The sequence below is a fragment of the Hydrogenophaga sp. genome (assembly GCF_041633695.1).
Taxonomy (GTDB): Bacteria; Pseudomonadota; Gammaproteobacteria; order Burkholderiales; family Burkholderiaceae_C; genus Hydrogenophaga.
In genome coordinates, this window is record NZ_JBFJMY010000506.1 from 1 (window position 1) to 2,765 (window position 2,765).

At 61.0% G+C, this 2,765-nt stretch carries 1 protein-coding gene; it reads right to left on the bottom strand.

What is annotated here, in order from left to right; genetic code table 11:
- A partial coding sequence (gene rpoB, locus ABYB95_RS20835) for a DNA-directed RNA polymerase subunit beta (RefSeq protein ID WP_372661398.1) occupies positions 1-2,667 on the bottom strand: 2,667 nt, incomplete at its 3' end.
- Between the last annotated feature and the right edge of the window lie 98 nt (positions 2,668-2,765).

A 2,765-nucleotide genomic window follows, 5' to 3' on the forward strand; every position in this document is an offset into this window, starting at 1 on the left:
GACTTCGGCACCCACGTAGATGATGCCGGAGTCGTCCAGGCGGTTGAGCTGCTGCTCGGCCAGGTTGGGGATGTCGCGGGAGATTTCTTCCGCACCCAGCTTGGTGTCGCGCGCCATCACCACCAGTTCCTCGATGTGGATCGAGGTGTAGCGGTCTTCGGAAACCACGCGTTCGGAGATCAGGATCGAATCTTCGAAGTTGTAGCCGTTCCAAGGCATGAAGGCGATCAGCATGTTCTGCCCGATCGAGATCTCACCCAGGTCGGTCGAAGCGCCGTCGGCGATCACGTCGCCCTTGGCCAGGATGTCGCCCTTCTTGACGATGGGCCGCTGGTGGATGTTGGTGTTCTGGTTGGAGCGCTGGTACTTGATGAGGTTGTAGATGTCCACACCCACTTCACCGGCCACCGCTTCGCTGTCGTTCACACGCACCACGATGCGGGTGGCATCGACGTGGTCGACCTTGCCGCCGCGCAAGGCGGTCACCACGGTGCCGGAGTCGATCGCGGCCACGCGTTCGATACCGGTGCCCACCAAAGGCTTTTCAGGACGCAGCACAGGCACGGCCTGGCGCGACATGTTGGCACCCATCAGCGCGCGGTTCGCGTCATCGTGCTCCAGGAAGGGCACCAGCGAAGCCGCCACCGAAACGATCTGCGCTGGCGACACGTCCATGTACTGGATGGTGTCGGCAGGCGTCAGAATCGATTCGCCTTTTTCACGAGCCGAGATCAGCTCGCCATTCAGACGGCCTTCTTCGTCCAGCACCGCGTTCGCCTGGGCGATCACGTACTTGCCTTCTTCGATGGCCGACAGGTAGTCGATCTGGTTCGTCACCTTGGCATCGATCACCCGGCGGTACGGCGTTTCAATGAAGCCGTACTCGTTCAGGCGGGCATACAAAGCCAGCGAGTTGATCAGACCGATGTTTGGACCTTCGGGCGTCTCAATAGGGCACACGCGACCGTAGTGGGTCACGTGCACGTCGCGCACTTCAAAGCCAGCACGTTCGCGGGTCAAACCACCCGGGCCAAGAGCCGACACGCGGCGCTTGTGGGTGATCTCGGCCAGCGGGTTGGTCTGGTCCATGAACTGCGACAGCTGCGACGCACCGAAGAACTCTTTCAAGGCCGCAGAAATCGGCTTGGAGTTGATCAGGTCGTGCGGCATCAGCGGGTCTTGCTCGGCTTGGCCCAGACGCTCTTTCACGGCTTTTTCGATACGTGCCAGACCGGTGCGGTACTGGTTTTCGGCCAGCTCACCCACGCAGCGCACGCGGCGGTTGCCGAGGTGGTCGATGTCATCGACTTCGCCGCGGCCGTTGCGCAAGTCCACCAGGATCTTGACCACAGCCAGGATGTCTTCGTTCGACAGCACCATGGCGCCGGTGGATTCGTCGCGACCCACACGGGCGTTGAACTTCATACGGCCCACGCGCGACAAATCGTACGTGTCCGGGTTGTAGAACAGGCGGTGGAACAAAGCCTGCACCGCGTCTTCGGTTGGCGGCTCGCCGGGGCGCATCATGCGGTAGATGGCCACGCGGGCGGCGAACTCGTCCACCGTTTCGTCGGCACGCAGGGTCTGCGAAATGTAGGCACCCTGGTCCAGCTCGTTGGTGTACAGACACTGCAGGTCTTGCACGCCATCGGTGCGCAGCTTCTTCAGCAGCGCTTCGGTCAGCTCGTCGTTCGCCTTGGCGATGATCTCACCAGTGTCCGATTCCACGATGTTGCGGGCCACCACGCGGCCGATCAGGAAGTCTTCGGGCACGCTGATGTGCGTGGTACCCGATTGTTCGAGTTCGCGGGTGTGGCGCACGGTGATGCGCTTGTCCGTGGCCACCACGACCTTGCCGCTCTTGTCGGTGATGTCGAAGCGGGCCACTTCACCACGCAGGCGCTCGGGCACAAAGGCCATTTGCGCGCCGCTGTCCATCAGGCGGAAGTGGTCGTTGACGAAGAAGTTGGCCAGGATCGCCTCCGGCGTCAGGCCAATGGCCTTGAGCAGGATGGTGACCGGCATCTTGCGGCGGCGGTCGACGCGGAAGAACAACACGTCCTTGGGGTCGAATTCGAAGTCCAGCCAGGAACCGCGGTAAGGGATGATGCGGGCCGAAAACAGCAACTTGCCCGAGCTGTGGGTCTTGCCCTTGTCGTGTTCGAAGAACACGCCAGGAGAGCGGTGCAGCTGGGACACGATCACGCGTTCCGTGCCGTTGATGATGAAGGAGCCCTTGTCGGTCATCAAAGGCACTTCGCCCATGTAGACCTCTTGCTCTTTCACTTCCTTGACCACCTTGGATTGGGCGGTAGACGACTCGCGGTCGTAAATGATGAGCTGCACGCGCGCGCGCACCGCCGACGAGAAGGTGAGGCCACGGGTCTGGCACTCACGCACGTCGAACGCGGGTTTGGCCAGGTTGTACTCGACGAACTTCATCTCGACAAAGCCGTTGTGCGAGACGATGGGGAAAGCGGCTTCAAACGCGGCCTGGAGGCCTTCGTTGTTGCGTTTTTTGGGAGCGGAACTGGCTTGCAAGAACGCGGTGTACGCGTCTTTTTGCATCTGCAACAGATACGGGATTTCGATCACGGTTTCACGCGTGCCAAAACTCTTTCGGATGCGCTTGCGTTCGGTGTATGAATAGTTCGATGATGCGGCCATGAGATCTCCGGGATTGAGCTCTGCAGCGACTGTCTTGCCTAGGCCAGGTCGGAAAGACCCAGTGGCATGCTTGGTGGTTGGCCTCTACCAACCTTGGC